This window comes from Duncaniella sp. (assembly GCF_029054785.1).
GTDB lineage: Bacteria > Bacteroidota > Bacteroidia > Bacteroidales > Muribaculaceae > Duncaniella.
The window spans coordinates 1-20906 of record NZ_JAIDEN010000015.1 but is presented as its reverse complement, the minus strand read 5'-3'; the positions used below and the strand labels follow the sequence as shown (position 1 = coordinate 20906).

Annotated in this window: 12 protein-coding genes and 1 tRNA gene; 10 read left to right on the top strand and 3 right to left on the bottom strand. The window is 56.8% G+C overall.

Translation table 11 applies throughout. The features are described from left to right. The first annotated feature begins 203 nt into the window (after positions 1-203). The 4 genes from K2H17_RS00515 to K2H17_RS00500 all read left to right on the top strand — a co-directional run bounded on the left by K2H17_RS00515 (position 204) and on the right by K2H17_RS00500 (position 9721). Positions 204-2309 (top strand): hypothetical protein, encoded by a 2106-nt coding sequence (locus K2H17_RS00515; RefSeq protein ID WP_300130120.1) that lies wholly within the window; start codon positions 204-206, stop codon positions 2307-2309. A 219-nt stretch (positions 2310-2528) separates the two neighbouring features. Beyond that, entirely contained in the window at positions 2529-5705 is a 3177-nt protein-coding gene (locus tag K2H17_RS00510; protein ID WP_300130117.1) for a DUF4450 domain-containing protein, read from the top strand. A gap of 58 nt (positions 5706-5763) precedes the next feature. Further along, positions 5764-8571: a glycosyl hydrolase gene (locus K2H17_RS00505; protein ID WP_300130115.1), complete on the top strand. Its 2808-nt coding sequence runs from the start codon at positions 5764-5766 to the stop codon at positions 8569-8571. A 19-nt stretch (positions 8572-8590) separates the two neighbouring features. Then, a complete protein-coding gene (locus K2H17_RS00500) occupies positions 8591-9721 on the top strand; it encodes a glycoside hydrolase family 88 protein (protein ID WP_300130113.1) in 1131 nt (376 codons plus the stop codon). A 128-nt stretch (positions 9722-9849) separates the two neighbouring features. On the opposite strand, the gene K2H17_RS00495 is transcribed toward K2H17_RS00500, so the two are convergent. After that, entirely contained in the window at positions 9850-11217 is a 1368-nt protein-coding gene (locus tag K2H17_RS00495) for a glycosyl hydrolase family 28 protein (RefSeq protein ID WP_300130111.1), read from the bottom strand. Positions 11218-11609: 392 nt separating this feature from the next. On the opposite strand from K2H17_RS00495, the gene K2H17_RS00490 reads away from it, so the two are divergent. The 4 genes from K2H17_RS00490 to K2H17_RS00475 all read left to right on the top strand — a co-directional run bounded on the left by K2H17_RS00490 (position 11610) and on the right by K2H17_RS00475 (position 16780). Further along, positions 11610-12338, top strand: coding sequence for a GH25 family lysozyme (locus K2H17_RS00490; protein ID WP_300130109.1), 729 nt, complete (start codon positions 11610-11612; stop codon positions 12336-12338). A 60-nt stretch (positions 12339-12398) separates the two neighbouring features. Then, on the top strand, positions 12399-15794 hold the full coding sequence (gene porU / locus K2H17_RS00485) for a type IX secretion system sortase PorU (RefSeq protein WP_300130107.1): 3396 nt from the start codon (positions 12399-12401) through the stop codon (positions 15792-15794). A 91-nt stretch (positions 15795-15885) separates the two neighbouring features. Beyond that, positions 15886-16401 carry a hypothetical protein gene (locus tag K2H17_RS00480; protein ID WP_300130105.1) on the top strand — a complete coding sequence of 172 codons (516 nt, stop codon included), beginning with the start codon at positions 15886-15888 and terminating at the stop codon, positions 16399-16401. A gap of 305 nt (positions 16402-16706) precedes the next feature. Continuing rightward, a tRNA-Arg gene (locus K2H17_RS00475) sits at positions 16707-16780 on the top strand. Between the two features lie 126 nt (positions 16781-16906). On the opposite strand, the gene K2H17_RS00470 is transcribed toward K2H17_RS00475, so the two are convergent. Continuing rightward, entirely contained in the window at positions 16907-17083 is a 177-nt protein-coding gene (locus K2H17_RS00470) for a hypothetical protein (protein WP_300130103.1), read from the bottom strand. Positions 17084-17471: 388 nt separating this feature from the next. On the opposite strand from K2H17_RS00470, the gene K2H17_RS00465 reads away from it, so the two are divergent. Both K2H17_RS00465 and K2H17_RS00460 read left to right on the top strand, forming a co-directional pair. Then, on the top strand, positions 17472-18197 hold the full coding sequence (locus K2H17_RS00465) for a response regulator transcription factor (protein ID WP_300130123.1): 726 nt from the start codon (positions 17472-17474) through the stop codon (positions 18195-18197). Next, positions 18175-19659, top strand: a complete 1485-nt coding sequence (locus K2H17_RS00460) for an ATP-binding protein (protein ID WP_300130101.1) — start codon at positions 18175-18177, stop codon at positions 19657-19659. The genes K2H17_RS00465 and K2H17_RS00460 overlap by 23 nt, the downstream gene beginning before the upstream one ends. A 142-nt stretch (positions 19660-19801) precedes the next feature. Here the strand turns inward: K2H17_RS00460 and K2H17_RS00455 are convergent, their stop codons facing one another. Then, on the bottom strand, positions 19802-20725 hold the full coding sequence (locus K2H17_RS00455; RefSeq protein WP_300130099.1) for a hypothetical protein: 924 nt from the start codon (positions 20723-20725) through the stop codon (positions 19802-19804). Between the last annotated feature and the right edge of the window lie 181 nt (positions 20726-20906).

Genomic DNA, 20906 nt, shown 5'->3' with positions numbered 1-20906 from the left:
CCAACGCTCACAGCTCTCACAGTCCTCCCAAAGTTCCCAAAGACCCCAGTCATATCCCAGACCTCCCAAAGCCCCCAAAGCTCCCAAAGCCCCCAGTCCTATCCCAAAACTCCCCCTTCCGGTCTCCCGATTTTGCAGTCTGCGGTTAAATTTGTAACTTTGCACCAAATACCTTAAAATTTACCATAACAGTATCGGAACCGATGACTTTCAAGAACTTATTTTATGCCGCGGCTTTCACGTTGCCGCTCTCGGCTCTTTACTCCTGCGGATCGACCTCAGCCATTGACCGTCAGGCATTAGTAGAACGAAACAACCCCCACATCACCGCCATCGACACCCTCGCCTCACTCTCTGTGGGCAACGGCGAATTCGCCGTGACCGTCGATGTCACAGGTCTTCAGTCATTCCCCGAACTTTACAGTAAGGGAGTACCCCTGGGCACTCAGGCACAGTGGGGATGGCACAGTTTCTCAAACCCCGACAACCTCCGTCCGGAAGAAGCCCTCAAAGACTACGACTTCGGACGCGGACGCAAGGAACCCTACGCCGTCCAGTTCAATGAAGCCGGACGCCCCCACGATGCCGCAAACTGGTATCGCGTCAACCCCCACCGTCTCCACCTCGGCGCAATCGGCTTTGCCGGACTCCAGCCCGACCGGATCACAGACATCGACCAGACACTCGACATGTGGACCGGCGAAATCCGCTCTGACTTCAAGGTCGACGGAAGCCCCGTAGCCGTCCGCACCTACGTGCACCCCGAAAAGGACATGCTCGCCGCATCCATCAAGGACGAGAAACACCTCCCCCTTGCGATCCGTCTGCCCTATCCGACCGGCGGACACTGCGACGACGCCTGCAACTGGACAGCCGACTCGCTCCACCTCACTGACATTGTCCGCGCCGACGCCAACAGCGCCCTCCTGCGCCACAGCCTCGACTCGACCACCTATTATATAGACCTCACCTGGACCGGCAACGCCGCCCTCCGCCAGGATGGCCGCAACCTGCTCACCCTCACCCCCGCCGACACCGAATGGACCGTCACCGCGACCTTCCTCCCCGACGTCCCCCAGGGCAGCAACCCCTCGGTAGCCGAAACACGCGACGCATCATCAGCCTACTGGAAAGACTTCTGGACCAAGGGCGGAGTGGTCGACTTCAGCCACTGCACTGACCCGCGCGCCAAGGAACTCGAACGCCGCGTAGTGCTCTCGCAGTACCTCCTCGCCATCCAGTGTGCAGGCTCGACTCCTCCACAGGAAACAGGTCTGACCTACAACTCATGGTTCGGAAAATTCCACATGGAAATGATCTGGTGGCACCAGGCACAGTTTGCCCTCTACGGCCACGAAGACCTGCTCAACCGCACCCTCCCCTGGTATGAAAGCTCACAGGGCATCGCCCGCGAGATCGCCGAACGTCAGGGCTTCAAAGGCCTCCGCTGGATGAAGATGACCGACCCCTCAGGCATGGAAGCGCCCTCGAAGGTAGGCTCATTCCTGATCTGGCAGCAGCCCCACCTGATCTACCTCGCCGAACTCCTCTACCGCGCCAACCCCGACAGCGCCCTCGTCAACCGCTACTATCCCCTGATCCAGGGCACAGCCGAATTCATGGCCGACTTCGCCGAACAGGATTCAACTGGCCGCTACATCCTCCGCGGCATCATCCCCGCCCAGGAAACCCTCCGCGCTGCCGAGACAGTCAATCCCCCCTTCGAACTTGCCTACTGGCACTTCGCCCTCAACACCGCCCAGCAGTGGCGCGAGCGCAAGGGTGAACCCCGCGTGGAGAAATGGGACGAAATCATCGCCTCACTCTCGCCCCTCGCTGCCAAAGACAGCCTCTATCTCGCAGCCGAGACAGCGCCTGAGACTTACAGCGACATCCGCCTGACCTCCGACCACATGGCAGTCCTCGCCGCCGTCGGCATCCTCCCCAACTCACCCTTAGTGAAAGCCGACATCATGGACAACACCTTCGACTGGGTCTATGACAACTGGAACTGGGACAAAACCTGGGGCTGGGACTACCCGACAACCGCAATGAACGCCGTGCGCCTCGGCCACCCCGAAAAGGCTGTCAACGCCCTTCTGATGGACAAGCGCACCAACACCTATCTCCCCAACGGCCACAACTATCAGGACAACCGTCTGCGCTGCTATCTGCCCGGCAACGGCGGTCTGCTCACAGCCGTGGCCCTCATGTGTGCCGGCTGGGACGGATGCGAAATCGAAAACCCCGGTTTCCCGAAGGACGGCACCTGGGATGTGCGCTGGGAAGGCATCAAGCCCCTCCCCTAAGGCGAATTTATTGCCACACAGATCAAGATTCACGGTAGGGTGAGCAAAACATGTCGCAATTTGCCCCGGTAGGGACGCTTTTTTAAGCGCCCTCTTCCAGGCCGCTGATTCCGAGACAATTGCAGACGCTAAAAAAGCGTCCCCCCCTACCGCGAGTCATAGTTTTACGACATCCTCATTCAATCCGCACATTTCATCCGGCCATTTCACCAGTTTGCAATGAAAAAAACAACAGCCGCCATGCTCTGCATGGCCCTTGCCGCCACGCTTGCCCCACTCCGGGCAGGCGCGGCAGCTAATACAGAGATACGCAAAACCCACTACCGCCCCGACGGACTATCGGCTGTCTGCACCGACGGTCAGACCAAATTCAACCGCGCGCTCTACGGCGCCCACTCCGGCTTCCGCATGGAGTGCAGCGACATGCCCGAATTCGGCATCTACCTCCCGCGCATGGGCGGCAACCTTCTGCTGACCCTCCCCGAAGGTCCCTGCACCGCCCGCTATACCCCCGGACGCATGGACTACACCAAGGGCGGTATCAAGATCGAAGCCCAGGTGCTGCGCAGCAAAGACATGGCCCTGTGGCGCCTGACCAACACCGACTCGAAGACCGTCACCATCCCCGTGCGCTTCGGCGGCGTTGCCGACAAGAAATTTTTCCGTGAAGGCGACCTCGGTGTCGACGATCCGACCTGCTTCGACCTCAAACCGGAATACTGCCGCGGCAACATCTTCACCGTCTCCGGCGACACCGTCAGAGTCGAATACGGCAACAAGCAGCGGACCAGCCTCTCGCTGCTCATCCCCGCCGCGAAATCACGCATCACCGACATGCCCGTCTACGAAGGCGAAATCACCCTCGCCCCCGGTGAAAGCAAATACATCACCCTCATCCCCTCGCCTGAAATCCCCGCCGGCTTCTCGGCCTCGGCGATGATCAGCCTGGCCGAAAAGGAAAGAGCCGAACTGGCATCGTCGGTGAGCATCAGCACACCCGACCCCTGGCTCAACCCGATCGGAGGCGCGATGTCAGTCGCCGCTGACGGAATCTGGAGCGGAAAGGCATGGCTCCACGGCTCGATCGGATGGCGCACCCCCCACCTCGGATGGCGCGGCGCCTACGTAGGCAACGCCATAGGCCGCCACGACCGCGCGCTCACCCACTTCACCACCTATGCCGACAATCAGGTCACTGACATCCCCGCCACACTCTCCCATCCCCGCCAGGACAGCACCCTGAACCTCGCGCGCGCCGAAAAGCGCTGGGGCACTCCGATGTACAGCAACGGCTACATCTGCCGCCGGCCCGGAAAGAAAGACGAGATGTCGCACTATGACATGAACCTCGTCTACATCGACGCCCTCATGCGCCATTTCCGCCACACAGGCGACACCGCCGCCATGCGCCGCTTCTTCCCGGTGATCAAACGTCACCTCGCCTGGGAAAAGCTCAACTTCGATCCTGACGGCGACCACCTCTATGACGCCTACTGCTGCATCTGGGCAAGCGACGCCCTCTATTACAGCGGCGGTGCCGTCACCCACTCCTCGGCCTACAACCGCTTCGCCAACCTCATGGCCGCCCGCATCGCCGAAATCATCGGCGAAGACCCCGCGCCCTACCGCGAGGAAGCCGAAGCCATCGGCAAAGCCATCGACGCAACCCTGTGGATGTCAGACCGCGGCCACTGGGCCGAATTCAAGGACGCAGGCGGACATCAGCGCCTCCACCCCTCGGCTGCGATCTGGACCATCTACCATGCGGTCGACTCCGAAATAGCGGATCCGTTCCAGGCCTACGCCGCAACCTGCTATGTCGACAGCATGATCCCTCACATCCCCGTCCTCTCAGACAGCGGCGTGGACAACATCTCGACCATCTCCACCACCAACTGGAAACCCTACTCATGGAGCATCAACAACGTGGCCATCGCCGAAGTAATGCACACCGCCCTCGCCTACTGGCAGGCCGGACGCAACGAGGAGGCCTATAAGCTGATGAAAGCCGTGGTGATGGACAACATGTATCTCGGCGCCTCGCCGCTCAATTTCGGCCAGATCAGCCACTATGACGCCGTCCGCGGCGAGTCATACCGCGATTTCGCCGACCCGATCGGAGTCTGGAGCCGCGCGCTGACCGAAGGTCTCTTCGGCATCCGCCCCGACATGACCGCAGCCCGCCCGCAGGTAGAAATCATCCCCGGCTTCCCCGCAGAATGGAACTCAGCGTCGGTCAATCTGCCCGACATCGCCTACTCCTTCCGCCGCGAAGGAGATAAACTGATCTACACGATCGACAACCGCTATGCCCTCTCGCCCGATGTGATCATGACCGTCCCCGTCCACGGAGTGCGCTCAGTCAAGGTCAATGGCCGGACCACCCCCTGGGAGAATGTCGAAAACTCCATCGGCACACCGCGTCTGACCGTCAATGCCGGCAACGAGCCGAAACTTGAAGTGGTCATCGAGACCGCAGGCGAACTGACTGCCATCCCCACCGGGCGCACCCGCGAAGAAGGCCCCGTGAAGTTCACCGAAATGGCCGACGGCGTCCTCAAATGGTGGAAAACCGCAACCTCAGCCCCCAAAGCGCTGACTGCCGTTGCCGCCCCCGGCTTCGAAGAGATCAATCCCGCCCGCTGCGAGACAGTTGACCTGCGCAAGGCCTACAACGCCTCCGTCACCGACATCTTCCGCAACCGCTATCTCTCGCCCCGTCCGAAAGTGACCACCCTCCAGATCCCCGCACAGGGCATCGGCGAATGGTGTCACCCGAAACTGACCGCAGAGATCGACGACTCAGGTCTGCGCAGCCGCCTCGCCGAAGAAAAAGGCTGCCTCAAGACCGAACTCGGCATCCCCTTCGCCCTCCCGGCCAAGGGATCGAACGTCATCTTCACCTCGCTGTGGGACAATTACCCCGACTGCGCCTCGGTGAAACTCAGCGGCAAAGCCTCGCATCTCTACCTCGTGATGGCCGGATCGACCAACCACATGCAGTCCGGAATCGAAAACGGCTGCATCCGCATCCGCTACAAAGACGGCAGCGAGAGTGTCACTCCTCTGGTCAATCCCCACAACTGGGCCCCGATCGAACAGGATTTCTACAACGATGACCACGCCTTTGCGATGGCCCCCGGCACCAAGCCCATCTACCGCATGCACCTTCAGAGCGGACGCGTCACCCGCGACCTCGCCCGCGAAGTAGGCAAGCGCCAGGAGCTTGAAAGCACCGGCGCCGACGGCGACATCGTCGGCAGCATCCCCGGAGGAGCAGCCGTGGTGCTCGACATCCCGACCGATCCCAAACGCAAACTTGAGTCACTGGAAATCGAAACCCTTTCGGGCGACGTAGTCATCGGCCTGATGGGTCTGACCATCCAGCGCCCATAAGAGAGTGTGTTTTACCATCTCCAAGTCGTTTTTACCCCCCTCTAAAGAGATCCCGACCATGAAGCTAAAAAGCAGAACTATACTCGCCTTGGGGCTGCTCCTCGGAGGCTTCGGCGGTGTCAACGCCGTCGAAGTGACCGACTGGTATCCCGTCACCACCGAAAACAAGCCGTTTGTGCGCTGGTGGTGGCTCGGAAGCGCGGTAGACCCCGAAGGACTGACCTACAATCTTGAAGAATTCGCCTCCAAAGGAATGGGAGGCGTGGAGATAACCCCGATCTACGGAGTCAAAGGCAACGAGGCCAACGACATTCCCTATCTGTCGCCCAAATGGATGCAGATGCTCGGCCACACCATTGCCGAAGGCAAGCGCCTCGGCCTCCAGATCGACATGAACAACGGAACCGGCTGGCCTTTCGGAGGCCCTGAGGTCACCACCGCCACAAGCGCCCGGAAGCGTGTGGCCGAAAGCTGGACTGTCAGCCCCGGCAAAAAACTCAGAGAGCGCATACGCCCCTCTGACAAAAAGCAGCAGGGTGTGGCCACTCTCCAGCGCATCATAGCGGTCAACGGCGACCGCCGCCTCGACATCACCTCCCGCTTAGGACGCGACTCGCTGCTCAACTGGAAAGCACCCAAAGGGAAAGGTGACTGGAAAGTCTATGCCATTTTCTGCGGACGCACCTTCCAGAAAGTCAAACGCGCGGCTCCCGGCGGCGAAGGCCTGGTTGTCAACCACTATGACAGCACGGCCATCAACCATTACCTCGACCGCTTCGAGCGGGCCTTCGCAAGTTCAGGTGTCCCGGCCCCCGACAGCTTCTTCAACGACTCATACGAAGTCTACGGTTCTGACTGGGCCGACAACATCTTCGAGGAATTCGAACGCGACCACGGCTATAAGCTCGAACTCTATCTTCCGGAGTTTCTCGATCAGGAGAAGCACGACGACCTGCGCAGCCGTGTGGTCCGCGACTACCGCTCCACCCTCGCCCGGATGCTGCGCGAGAACTTCACCGATGTCTGGATGGCCCGTTCACACCGCCAGGGCGCACGGGTCCGCAACCAGAGCCACGGCTCACCGGCCAACATCATCGACCTCTACGCCGCAGTGGACATCCCTGAGTGTGAATCGTTCGGACAGACCGAATTCTCTATTCCGGGCCTTGTCCAGGACGGCCCCTCACGTCCGAGCGACTCGGATCCGGCGGTGCTGAAATTCGCATCCTCGGCAGCCCACGTGAGCGGCAAGAAACTCACCTCAGCCGAGACACTGACCTGGCTGACAGAGCACTTCCGCACCACACTCTCACGCTGCAAGCCCGAACTCGACCAGATGTTCTGTTCGGGAGTGAACCACGTCTATTTCCACGGCGCCCCCTACTCGCCCAAAGGCGCGGCTTTCCCCGGATGGATGTTCTACGCATCGATCAACATGTCGCCCACCAACTCGATCTGGCGCGACGCCGACTCGCTGTTCAGCTACATCAGCCGCTGCCAGGCCTTTCTGTCAGCCGGTGTGCCTGACAACGACGTGTTGCTCTACTTCCCCCTTGAGGATGTCTGGCACCGCCAGGGAGGCAATCCCTACCTGATGTTCGACATCCACAAGATGCAACAGCGCATGCCCGACATCAAGCAGCATGTCACCGACATCATGACAGCAGGCTATGATCCCGACTATATTTCCGACGCACTGACCTCAACGCTGACAGTCGGAGCCGACGGAAGACTCAAAGGGAGCGGCGAGGCAAGCTATGGCGCGATCGTAGTCCCCCCCGTGCGCTTCATGCACCCCTCGACACTCCGAAAGATCATCTCGCTCGCCCAGGAAGGAGCTACCGTGATCATGGCCGGCACACTTCCGGAGGATGTTCCGGGGCTCGGCAAACGTGAGCAGCGTCTCGACTCACTCCGCAGTCTGCTGACCACCGTGCCCGCGATCGGCACCACCCCCTGTGTGCACTCCGAAGGCAAAGGCCGCATCATAACAGCGCCTGACATCGCCTCCGGACTCAAGCTCTCAGGACTCAGAGCTGAAACCCTGCGCTCAGAGCAGAACATCTCCATGATCCGCCGCCGCAACGAAGCCGGAGGCTACAACTACTTCCTTTCCAACCTCAAAGGCAAAGCCATTGACGGGAAAGTCACCCTCGCGACTCCGGCCAAGGCCGTAGAGATCTTCGATCCGCTCACCGGAGAGTCAGGTCTGGCCCGCTGCTACGAGTCAGAAGAAGGCACTACTGCCCTGCGCCTGCAACTGAAACCCGGACAGTCTCTCCTGCTGAAGACTTTCGCCGAAAAACCGCAGCTCAACGAGTGGGGCTACATCTGTTCAGAAGGCACTCCGCTCACACTGGACCGCGGATGGTCAGTCTCTTTCGATAACAGTCAGCCGGCAATCAGCGGCACTTTCGCCACCGACACCCTCACTGCCTGGACCAAGCTCCCCGTCGAAGAAGCCAAGGTGAACTCAGGCACCGCGGTCTACACCGTGGAATTCAGCCTCGACAACCCCGCAGCAGCCTCCGACTGGATGCTTGACTTAGGCGACGTGCGCCACAGCGCCGACGTGACAGTCAACGGACAGCCCGCAGGCAAAGCCTGGGCGGCACCCTTCACCCTCCGCATAGGCCGCTTCCTCCAGCCCGGCACCAACCGGCTCGAAATCCGCGTCACCAACAACCAGGCCAACCTCATAGCCGACTATGAGCGCCGCGGTGTCAACTGGCGCATCTTCAAGGACGCCAACATCGCATCCGTCACCAACGCCAAGAAATTCAGCTTCGGAGACTGGGAAGAAGTTCCCGCCGGACTGAACTCAACCGTGCGCCTCATCCCACTTGAAATCAATAATCAAAAATAACCATCCAATCCGCAGATTCATGAAAAAATCAATTCTCATCGCACTTGCAATCCTGATCGGTCTGCCCTGTATGGCAGAGAAACTCCCTCCTCGCGAACAGACCCTCAAGACCCTCATCAAGGTCAATGATCTCTATCTCAAAAACCATCCCGATCCCCTGCTGGGAATCCCCTACTACTCGCGCAAAAAGGTCTACGAAGCCAACATCTGGACCCGTGCGGTCTACTTCGAAGGCCTGATGGCGCTCCACTCGATCTACCCCGACAACCGCTACTATGACTACGCCTACAACTGGGCCGACGGTTTCGACTGGGGTATGCGCCGCGACGACACCACCACCCGCAACGCCGACAACTACTGCGCCGCCCAGACCTACATCGACCTCTACCGTCTGACACCCGAACCCCGTATGCTCACCAAGACCAAGGCCTGCATGAACATGCTCGTCAACACCCCTCAGGTCGAAGACTGGACCTGGATCGACGCAATCCAGATGGGTATGCCCGTACTGGCCAAAATGAGCAAACTGACCGGCGACCAGCGCTACAATGAAAAAGCCTGGGACATGTACAGCTGGAGCCGCAACACCCTTGCCGGCGGTCTCTACAACGAGAAAGAAGGCCTCTGGTGGCGCGACAAGGACTTCGTGCCCCCCTACAAGGAACCTAACGGTAAAAACTGCTACTGGTCACGCGGCAACGGCTGGGTTGTGGCAGCCCTCGTGCGCGTACTTGACGAGATTCCCGCCGACGAACCCCACCGCGCAACCTACATCGCCGACCTCAAGGCCATGTGTGAGGCAGCCGTGAAATGTCAGCGCAAGGACGGCTTCTGGAACGTGAGCCTCCACGACGAAAGCAACTTCGGCGGCAAAGAGCTGACCGGAACCGCACTGTTTGTCTACGGCATGGCATGGGGCGTCAACAACGGCATCCTCGACCGCGCCAAGTACCTCCCCGTGATCACCAAAGCCTGGAACGCGATGGTCAACGAAGCCGTCCATCCCAACGGCTATCTCGGATATGTACAGGGCACAGGCAAAGAGCCTAAAGACGGCCAGCCTGTCGCTTACGATTCAAAGCCTGACTTCGACGACTACGGCACCGGCTGCTTCCTTCTCGCCGGAACCGAGGTCTACAAGCTGAAATAAGCCCGCAGTGCAATACTGATATTTGAATTCCCTTCCGTCAGAAAATTCTGACACTGCAAATATACGACACACTCCCCCCGCATCCGGTGCGATAATGCGGGGGGAGTGTGATTTTTATTAATCTAATGTCATTTCGTCACAAGGCCTTCGGAGTCGGTTGCGACGAAGACGGGGCGGGCGTCGGGGTTGATGGCTTCGACGCGGACGTTGTCAAAGGTGATGTTGCGCGTGTGGTTGAGCCAAAAGCCCTGGGCGGGGAGGATGCCCCACATGGTCGATTCGGGATATTCGGCTATTTTCTCATCCGTAGGCGCAGCAACGGCTTTCTGACCGCCGAGATGGCGGATGGTGATGTCGCGCAGTTCCACGTCGCAGACCGGATGGCCTTCGACTCCGGTGATCGAGCAGCCGCCTGGTCCTGCCTCGTCGATCAGAATATCGTGGAGCCGCACTCCGCTGATCGACCCGATCCCTTCAACCGGAACATCCTTCGAATAGGGGCGCGCACGGTTGGCCAGACGGATGAAGATCGGCGACTCGGTGCCGCGGATGGTGATGTCGGCGATATCGACATTGCTCATGGTGCCGCCGTCGACAATCTCAAGCGAGATGGCCGAATGGCCGTGACCGCCGGGGAAGCCGAAAAACTGCGAAGTCTGGTCGGCAGAGGGTTTGACGGTGATGCCCCTGACAATGATGTTGCGGAAACCGCCGTTTGTCTCGGTGCCGAGCTTGATGGCGTTGCAGTGGCTTGAGATCACACAGTTGCTGATGGTGATGTCCTCGCAGAGACGCGGGGAGGTGCTTTTGAGGGTTATGCCGTCATCGTCGGAATCGGCGATCATATTGCTGACGGTCACGTTGTGACATCCGTCGAGATCAAGAGCGTCGTTGTTGTAGTTGTTGCGGTTGAAGACGGTGATCCCGTCGATCCTCACACGGTCGCAGGCGAGATAGTGCTGCATCCAGCAGCCTGAATTCTTCAGCGTCACCCCTTCGATGCTGACATCCGAGCAGCGGATGAAGCGCAGCAGGTGGGGACGGGTGATCCCCTCGTCGTTCCACGAGAGTTTCGGGAAAGCACGCCCGCGGCCGTCAATGGTACCGCGGCCGCAGATCGCTACATTTGAGGCGCCGTCGGCATAGATCAGCTGTATGGTCGGAGTGACCGTGCGCAGCGAGACATAGTCGGTCGTGACCGGAGTGTAGTCGCGGATGTCCGTGCTGCCATAGAGCGTAGCCCCGTTTTCAAGGTCGAGAGTGACATTGTCGCGCAGGAAAATGCTTCCGGTCTTGAAGGCCCCGGCAGGGATCAGCACCGTGCCTCCTCCGGCTTCATTACAGCTGTCGATGGCCCGCTGGATAGCCGCGGTGCTCAGCCGGGTGGTGTCGCTGACAGCGCCGTAGTCAAGAATATTGTGGACGGCGGCGGAGGCAAAAACGGGTGCGGCGGAAACAAGCGCCGACAAAACAAATGGCTTTATCAAGGATTTCATGGATTGGATGGTTGTTTATACACATACACTGTTTTTAGAGGTCGTTTAAAAACAATAGTTAAAATCTGAGCGAAAGTTTTGAGATGAAGAGCCATAGGCGCCCAAAACTTTCGCAGGCGACGGTATTATATTTTTTCCTTTTAATAATTTCATGTGTGAGAATTTTTAAAGTTACCTGAGCCTTGGTGTCTCTTTTGCTAAATTGTTGAAATTCGTCAGTCGCATAGCTCGCTATGCTCCTTTCTCATTTACAACAATTTATCTAAAAGATACACCACTCTGATTTTAACTCTTGGTTTTAAACAACCTCTTAACACCTACAAATTTAAAGATTGTTTCCCTATTTTGCGAAAAAAGCGCTATCTTTGTTTTCAATCGAACGTTCAGCCACCATGAAAAATTCCCTCCGAATACTGACCATGCTGATTCTGACCGCCGGACTGCTGACGGGCTGCGGCTATGGACGCAGATCTGTCAGGACCTATCCCGACAGGGAGCGTTTCAAGGTGATCGGCATAGACGTCAGCTCACACAACGGCGAAATCGACTTCCGCAAGGTGGCCGCCGAGGGGATAGAATTTGTCATCATCAAGGCGACCGAAGGGGGAACTTTCAAGGACAAGAAATTCATCGACAACATACGCATGGCCCGTGAGGCCGGCCTGAAAGTCGGCGCCTACCACTTTTTCCGCTTCGACACTCCGGGCTACATGCAGGGGCTCAACTTTCTGAACTCCGTCAACGGGCGCGACCTTGACCTTCCGCTGGTCATCGACCTTGAGGAATGGGCCAATCCGAACAGCCAGCCGACAACAATGGTGCTCCACCGGCTGTCCGAGATGCTCGACCATCTTGAAAACCACGGCTACCGGGTGATGATCTACACCAACAAGAACGGATTCGCCCGCTTCGTCAAAGGACGTCTCGAAGGCTACCCTCTCTGGATCTGCTCGCTTGTCGACGAACCGGAGGGAATGGAGTGGCAGCTCTGGCAAGGAACCCACAACGGATGGATCAACGGCATCAACGAACGCGTCGACATCAACGCCTTCAACGGAAGTCCCGCCGAATGGGCCGAATTTGCCTCCGGATGCCGGGCTGAAAGCACAATAAAGCGCTAAACGCCACGTTTATATAAAGATATATTCTATATAAATATATTCCACTCCCCTGTCACTGCAATGAACCAAAAGTCACATTATAATATATTATTCATCCTGCTCATAGCCCTGCTCGCCATTCCGGTCAGGGCCTTCGGCTTCAGCACCGGGGTCTACGCCTCCTCGTCCGTGCTCTCGTCAGGCCGATGGGTAAAAATCAGCGTAGAGGAGACCGGGCCGCATTTCATCCCCTCGTCCACACTGCGCTCCTGGGGCTTCAGCAACCCTGAAAATGTCCGCATCTACGGCTACGGAGGCCAACGCATATCCGACCATCTGACCCAGTCGCTCTATGTCGACGATCTTCCGGCAGTGCGCTGCGAGATGACCTCAGGCGGCATTGTCTTCTATGCCGAAGGTCCTGTCACATGGAAACATGAACGCGCCGACATATTCACCCACTCGCTCAACCCATATTCAAAACTGGGATACTATTTCCTGACCGATTCGCGCCCCGGCTCGGATGTCTCTCTCCCTCTCGAAGGAAGCGGCCAGGCCCAAGGCGAACCGGCCACGGCTTTCACCGAACGCCTCTTCCACGAACTCGACCAGACGGCCCCGGCAGAGAGCGGCCATCAGCTTGTCGGCGAAGATTTCCGCTTCACGCCAAAACGGACTTTCAATTTCCAGCTTCCAGACCGCGTGGAGGGGAGCGATGTCTGGATGCAGTGTGAGTTCTACGGCAAATCCGTAAGCTCGCCGATCATACTCTCGTTCACAGCCAACGGCCAGGCACTTCCAGCCGGAAACAAAGACGCAGTCTCAGGAGGCAACAACGACAACTGGGGCGACACCTGCCGCCTGCGCAAGCGATTCACAATCAGCGGCAACACTCTTGCCCTCGGCATCGGCATCAGCGTCAGCGGCTCACTGAGGCTTGCCAATCTCGACAAACTCGACATCACCTACACCCGCCGCCTGGCGCTCCCGGCCAACGGCAAGCTCGTCTTCACCTCTGACAGCCGCTCGCTGAAACTCTCCGGCACCTCAGCCGAAACACGCGTCTGGGACGTCACCGATCCCCTGCGCCCGACAGCCATGAGAACTGGCTCCGACGGCAACGCCTCCGTCTGGACAAACGACTATAACGGACTGCGCACCTACTGCGCATGGACCTCGACCGCCGGACTCCCTCAGCCGCGCCTGGTCAGGGAGACTGAAAATCAGGACATCCATGCCGCCGAGGTGCCTGACATGGTCATCATCTCTCCGGCCACACTGCTCCCACACAGCAACCGCATCGCTGCAATCCACACCGCCGCCCCTGACAACATGAAAGTGCTCATTGTCACCGACGAGCAGGTCTACAACGAATTCGGATCGGGCTGCGCCGACGTCAACGCAATGCGCCGGATGCTCAAGATGTTCTACGACCGCGGCAACGCGGACCCCTCAGGAGGCACACTCAAATATGTGCTGCTGATGGGAGGCGCCACTCATGACCACCGACGCCTCACCTCCGCAATGTCCTCCAGTTCAGCCATCACCCTCCCCATCTGGCAGACAGAGCTTTGCAACAACGAGAGCTTCTCATACTGCTCGGACGACGTACTGACTTTCCTCGACGACAATTCCGGCCTGAACCCGGCCACGGCAAAATCCGCCATAGCTGTCGGACGCATCCCCGCACGGTCGGCTGACGCGGCTGAGGTCTATGTGCGCCGCCTTGAGAAATATGTGGCCGCACCGCCGCAGGGCGAATGGCGAAGCCGTCTGATGATGTTTGCCGACGACGGCAACAACGGCGACCACATGGAACAGACAAAAAAAATGGAAGCCAATATGCTCGCAACCCCGTCAGGACGCGGATTCACATACAACAAAGTGTTCATCGACGCTTACAGCCTGACCGACGGCACCTCGAAAGAAGCCTCAGGCCGAGTGTTTTCCCTTCTCAACGACGGAGTGATCATCTGGGCCTACATAGGCCACGGCTCTATCAACTCCCTCTCCGGCGAAGGCATCTTCACCCCCGCCAATCTCAACAGTCTCTACCTGCGCCAGGCACCATTCTTCTATGCCGCCACCTGTTCTTTCGCCAGGTTCGACGGCTCTGAGACCTGCGGCATGGAATCTCTGCTGCTGAGTGACAACGGCGGCATTATCGGCGGACTTTCAGCCGTCCGTCCGGTCTACATCAGCCGCAACGGTGTACTTTCAGCCAATTTCGGACTCGTAGCCCTCACGCGCGATGCCGACGGGCGCATGATGCCGATGGGCGAGGTGGTCCGCCAGGCCAAGAATCTGACCAACAAATCCACGGATGACGACAACATCCGCCGCTATATCTACTTCGGCGACCCCGCCCTGAGGCTGGCAACCCCGACGAACACCGTCAGACTCCTCTCGGTCAACGGTGTCGAAGTCAGCGACGAGTCCCAGCCTGAGCTGAAAGCCATGGGTCGTCCGGTGGTCAGAGGTGAGATCTGCGACAGCGAAGGCCGGCGTATCAGCAGTTTCAACGGATGGCTGTCGCTGACCCTCTTCGACGCCGAACGCAGCCTCATATCCGAAGGCCGCGGAGGCGACGACGGGAAACAGGTCCCCTTCGATGAAATGGGCGAACGCCTCTATGCCGGACGCACCGCCGTGACCGACGGAACCTTCGAGATCATCATCCCCATGCCCTCGGAAGTATCCGAAAACTACCGGCCCGCCACAGTCAGCCTCTTTGCGGCTGCCGATGACGGTACAGAGGCTTCAGGCGTGAGCCGCAATCTTTACGTCTACGGTTTTGACGACGATGCACCTGCCGACGACACCCCTCCGGTCATCGAGTCGCTCTATCTTGACCACGAAAGTTTCCGCCCGGCCGATGTCGTCGGTCCGACACCAGTCCTCATAGCCCGCGTCAGCGATGACGTAGCCCTCAATATGTCCAACCTCGGTGTCGGCCATCAGATGAGCGTCCGCATCGACGACGACATGAACCTTACCGACATCTCCAACGGATATACGCCCGACATCGACGGATCACCCTCAGGCACGATCTTCTACCAGCTTCCCGAACTGAGCGCCGGAAACCACACCGCCACACTCAAGGTCTGGGACACTGCCGGCAATCCCTCCTCGGCCTCAATCGACTTCTTCGTCAGTCCCAACCTCGCCCCGAAGATCTTCAACATCTACACCGATGCCAATCCCGCATCCGTGCAGGCCAATTTCTATGTGGTCCACAACCGCCCCGAAGCCACTCTGACCGTCAGGATCGAAATCTATGATCTCTCAGGACGCCTCATCTGGGACTCGGAGACAACGGGCAAGTCCGACATGTATGCCTCGACCCCTGTCACCTGGAATCTCACTGACCGCGCAGGATCGAAAGTCACCCGCGGAATCTACCTCTACAAGACCACTGTCAGCACCGGAGGCAAGTCGTCGACCATGACCAGGCGCATAGCCGTCGCTCCCCGATAGACCGCCCCAAGCTCCACACATTTCGCCCCTGAAAATGAACATTTCGCCAGGCTTGATTTTTATAACAAGGTAAAACTTATTATACCAAGTTATGAAAAAGCTATTTCTATCAGCAGCGCTCGTAGCCACAATAATGATGGTAAGTTGCAGCGCCGAAAAGAAAGCCGAGGACGAGGGTGCTTCCCTGAAGGCGAAAATCGAGAACTGCTCTGATCCGGACAGTCTGAAAATCTATGTCAGACAAGCCAAAGACTATGCCGACAAGCTCATCAGCGAAGGCAAAGACTCCGCAGCCGAAACTTTTCTCGGCGAAGTCACTCCTGCCGTCCGTGCCAAGGACCCTGCCGCAGCCTTAGGACTCACCGCTCTTGACATCAAAGCCAAGGCCGACTCCACTTTCGAGGCTACCAAGGAATCAGCCAAAGAACTCGCCGATTCGACCTCCAAAGCTGTCAGCGACAAAGTGAGCGATGCCAAGGAAGCCATCAGCAACGCAGCCGAACAGACCAAGGAAAAAGCAGCCGCAGCTGCTGAAAGCGCCAAGAAGAAAACTGCCGAAGCCGCACAGGCCGGTGCCGACAAAGTGAAAGACCTGATGGGTCAATAACTGAAATCCACATAATTAACTCATAGACCGGACCATTCCAGCCCCTTTGGAATGGTCCGGTTTTTCAACATTTTCGCTTGGGTTTTCAACATTTTTATTCAGGTTTTCAACACTCGGACATAGGGTTTTCAACATTTTGCCTGCGGGTTTTCAACATTCATACCCCAGGTTTTAAACATAGTTTTCAACACTGTTGAAAATATGTCAATAACTATGTTGATAAAAATGTTAATAACTTTTTCAACATTTTTTCTCGAAAAATTTGGTGGTTTCAAACAAAAGGCGTAATTTTGCACTCACAAAACGGCTCCTTAGCTCAACTGAATAGAGCATCTGACTACGGATCAGAAGGTTACAGGTTTGAATCCTGTAGGAGTCACACAAAAAGCCGCCCCGATGCGATAAAGCAGCCGGAGCGGTTTTTCTTTTACACGTTTTATTCTGATCCATTGACAGACCGCGCTTTCTGTCGGCCCATTGCCATCGGATCAGAGTCAGAGCCGGATCACTTGGCGCGTTTGAGTCTGCCGACCGAATCTTTGACCTTCCCGATTTCATGCAGAGCCAGAACCGCGGCGGTCAGAGTGGCAAGCTGGAGAGTCACGTGGAGAATACAGTGGACGATGTGGCGACGGCGACACTTGGCGCTGTCTTCCTGATGCAGATGTTTGAGGATTTCCATAGTGAGGTGTGTGTTTATGTTTCAAAAAAGATAGAATCAGTTTCTCTATTTAGAAAAACACCATCCCCGAAGGATGGTTCTCGCTTTAACCTTATTTAGATAGCCGCCCCGACGCGCCCCCTGCAACAGCCACAAAAACAAAAGGCTGTCATCACGACAGCCTTTTTGCTCTTTAACCTTAAATCTAATACCATGAAAACACAGTGCAAATATAGTAACTATGTCTTAATAACCGACGGGATCACGGAAAGTTCACCGCACAGATGAGTTTAACACACGTTAACACTGATCTCCCCGAAAAATGTTGTAATTTAGCATCTCTAAACAGCGCAATCAGGTCTCAGACCCGACAAATCGCATTTCTCTAACCGACATATACCCACCTATCATAATGAGTACACGCCTTTTAGTGATTGACGATGAAGAATCAATCTGCGAGATTCTGAAATATAACCTTGAAAAGGAAGGCTACCAGGTCGACATGGCTTTCAGCGCCGAAGAAGCGCTGGAAATGGACCTGATACCCTACGACCTCTTCATTGTCGACATCATGATGGAACGTCTGAGCGGATTTGACTTCGCAAAACGCCTGCGCAACTCATCGGCAACCGAAGAGACCCCGATCATCTTCTGCTCCGCGCTCAACGGCGAGGACGACACCGTGATGGGCCTCAACATAGGCGCCGACGACTACATCACCAAGCCATTCAAGATCAGCGAGATGATTGCCCGCGTCAACGCCGTGCTGCGCCGCACCCAGATTGCCCGCCGCGCCCGCGAAGCCGCAGCTGCCGCAGCGGACAACAGCGTGCTTGAACCCCAGATAGTCTATCAGGGTCTGCGCATCGACCCCAACGACAAGGCTTGCAGTCTCGACGGCGAGAAAATAGCCCTCACCAAAACCGAACTTGAGATCCTCGCCTTCTTCCTGACCCACCGCAACCGCATCTACTCGCGCGAAGAGATCATCCGCCACGTATGGGCCGATGACGTTGTGGTCACCAACCGTACAATCGACACAAATATCACTCGTCTACGAAAAAAAATCGGCCGCTATGGCAACAACATAGAGACCCGCCTCGGATTCGGCTATGGTTTTAAAGAGAAGGATTAGTTATCACTGGCGTCTGTTCATACCGATCGCGACGATACTCTGCATTGTCTTCGGACTCATCATCTACTATCAGTACAAACGAGAGGCCGACTACCGCGCCCAGATCTTCAGCGCGGAACTTGAGCTCATCGACAACCGCATCCTCAACGTCTATGAAGAGGACGTCAACCTGCGCACCTTCCTGAACTTCCTTCAGAAATTCTTCAAGGGATCAGTCTTTGAGGGCGTGAGAGTCAGCGTGTATTTCGATGGCAACCTCCAATACTCCCTCGGCACCCCGATTCCGGTCGACAACAACGGACTGACCCTCCGCGGCTACGGAATCGATGACGACAGCGACAACGGAATAGTGTCCGGACGCGTCCTCGGAAGCGACGAAGACTGCGAGCTTTATCTTTTCTCAACAGCTGAAAGCGCCGATGGCCGAGTCACCATCAGAACAGCCCTGCCTTACAGCGACAACGTCCATGATGCCATCGACGTTGACTCCACCGTCTGGCTGGTCATCATCGGCTGCCTCCTGACCACCCTTCTGGTCACCTACTACTTCACCCGCATGCTATCGCGCAACGTGGTGCTGCTGAAAGACTTCGCCTACCGCGCAAGTACAGGAGGCCGCTTCACCGGCGAAGACAAGTTTCCGCGCAACGAACTGGGCGACATCTCCCGCGAGATCATCAAGCTCTACCGCGAGAGACTGAAAGCGATGGAACTCATCAAAAAAGAGCGAAAAGTCGCGATCCATGCCATCGAGGAAAAAGTCAAGATCACACGCCAGCTGACCAACAATATCAACCACGAGATCAAAACCCCCGTCGGCATCATCCGCGGCTACCTCGAATCAATCATCGCCGACCCGGAGATGGATGTCGAAACGCGCAACCGCTTCCTTGACCGCATGCTCATGAATGTCGAGCGACTGACCGACCTGCTTAATGACGTCTCAACCATGACCCGCCTTGAAAACGGCGCCGACATGATCTCGGTCGAAAAAATCGACATGCACGATCTCGTCTATCAGATCGAAAGCGACCTCCCGGCCAACAATCTTGCCGGAAACCTCGAATTTTCATTTGACATTCCGATGGAGTGCAATGTCTCAGGAAACTACAATCTGCTCCAGGGAATGGTCTGCGGTCTCATCCGCAATGCCTCACTCCACTCCGGAGGCACTGAGACCGGACTCAGGCTCATCTCTGAAAACAAACGTTTCTACGTGTTCTCGTTCTATGACAACGGCAATGGCGTCAGCCCCGAACACATCCCGCACCTGTTCGAGCGCTTCTACCGCGTCGACACAGGCCGCTCCCGCAAAATGGGAGGCACAGGCCTCGGCCTCCCCATTGTCAAGAGCACAATCATATCTTTGGGCGGCACAATCTCCGTCCACAACCGATCGACAGGCGGCCTGGAATTCATCTTCACCCTCCCGAAATGGAGCGAGGAGCAGCAAAATGCATGATTGCCATATAAATCCGCTAAGTAACTCTTGAAAATTAATTTATACTTCCTGCGGTTACTTTGGATAAACATATTACGTTTAATTTTTTAAGAGTTACTTATAATAATATATGTGATCCGAGCGACATATATTATTCCGCAGATCAGAGGAAGCGACCGAGATCAAAATGCCTGAACAGCGCTTCCCACTGCCGGTCATAACCGCCGGCCTTATTGTTTACCGCATGGAGCGTCATGGAGACATCCGACCGACTGTTGACAATATTCGAACGGCTTCCGTCGGAATAGCACTTGACAACCTCAGTGCCACGCAGCAGCCCCATCGCCTTAAACCAGAAATCGTCAGTGGTCGGACAGAGCGACATGAAAAGTTTCTCGTCAAACACACGCTCGTCAAGCGACCGGGGCGGATAGAGCACACCTCTGACACCTTCAGGCTGCAACAGCCGCGAAGGCTCGCAGTCATCCTGCGCGAATGACCAGCTGATGAAAGGCAGATCAAGCTGTCCGCCGGCAACCTTCATAATCCGGCATCGCGGCGCGACGACCGCCCCCGGATGACAGATGTGGGAATTGACAAGAGTGGAAATAAAATCATAATCATAGAGTATGTCGTCGTCCACCGTGACAATCGTAGCCTCCGGAAAATCATGCAACACGGGCAGCAGCTTGGTGTAAGGACCGACATCGCGAGTAAAGCGGATCTCAAGCCCACGGCGCTCAAGCAGCCTGAGCGAGCCCGGAATCCGGCCTTTCCCCTCAAACTCATGGCCGAGAGAAAGAATGATACGGTTGGGCTTCACGGTCTGCTCCATCACAGACTCGATTGTCAGAGCAACTCCGTGGATGCGCCGCCCGAATGTAGAAAGAGACACGATAAGCTCCTCCCCGCAGCAACGCTCCGAAGTCACGCCCGGATCAGAACGGTAAAGCAGGTTCTGAATCAGCAACGGGGCGATGTGGTTCTCTATCACTCCCTGTTTAAGCCCCGACATCTGCCAGTCAATATAGTCTTTGTCGGGATAGGAAAGCAGCAGTGTTTTGAGTTTTCCAAAAAAGTTAGTCATAAAGGTCGGTTTGTTGGCCACTACAAAAGTACATAAAAACAGTGAATTTTCATCACATTCAGCCCCATGATTTATTCGGAAAATCCTGATTTTCATCCATTAACGCATCCAAGCACAATGCTCAATACATTGTATATCAATAAATTACCCCCCCCAATCCGCGATTTGAACATATTTTATT

Bases quoted from the DNA above. Each gene is read 5' to 3' on its own strand.
- K2H17_RS00515 (WP_300130120.1), top strand. From the start codon at position 204: ATGACTTTCAAGAACTTATTTTATGCCGCGGCTTTCACGTTGCCGCTC.
- K2H17_RS00510 (WP_300130117.1), top strand. From the start codon at position 2,529: ATGAAAAAAACAACAGCCGCCATGCTCTGCATGGCCCTTGCCGCCACG.
- K2H17_RS00505 (WP_300130115.1), top strand. From the start codon at position 5,764: ATGAAGCTAAAAAGCAGAACTATACTCGCCTTGGGGCTGCTCCTCGGA.
- K2H17_RS00500 (WP_300130113.1), top strand. From the start codon at position 8,591: ATGAAAAAATCAATTCTCATCGCACTTGCAATCCTGATCGGTCTGCCC.
- K2H17_RS00495 (WP_300130111.1), bottom strand. From the start codon at position 11,217: ATGAAATCCTTGATAAAGCCATTTGTTTTGTCGGCGCTTGTTTCCGCC.
- K2H17_RS00490 (WP_300130109.1), top strand. From the start codon at position 11,610: ATGAAAAATTCCCTCCGAATACTGACCATGCTGATTCTGACCGCCGGA.
- porU (WP_300130107.1), top strand. From the start codon at position 12,399: ATGAACCAAAAGTCACATTATAATATATTATTCATCCTGCTCATAGCC.
- K2H17_RS00480 (WP_300130105.1), top strand. From the start codon at position 15,886: ATGAAAAAGCTATTTCTATCAGCAGCGCTCGTAGCCACAATAATGATG.
- K2H17_RS00470 (WP_300130103.1), bottom strand. From the start codon at position 17,083: ATGGAAATCCTCAAACATCTGCATCAGGAAGACAGCGCCAAGTGTCGC.
- K2H17_RS00460 (WP_300130101.1), top strand. From the start codon at position 18,175: ATGGTTTTAAAGAGAAGGATTAGTTATCACTGGCGTCTGTTCATACCG.
- K2H17_RS00455 (WP_300130099.1), bottom strand. From the start codon at position 20,725: ATGACTAACTTTTTTGGAAAACTCAAAACACTGCTGCTTTCCTATCCC.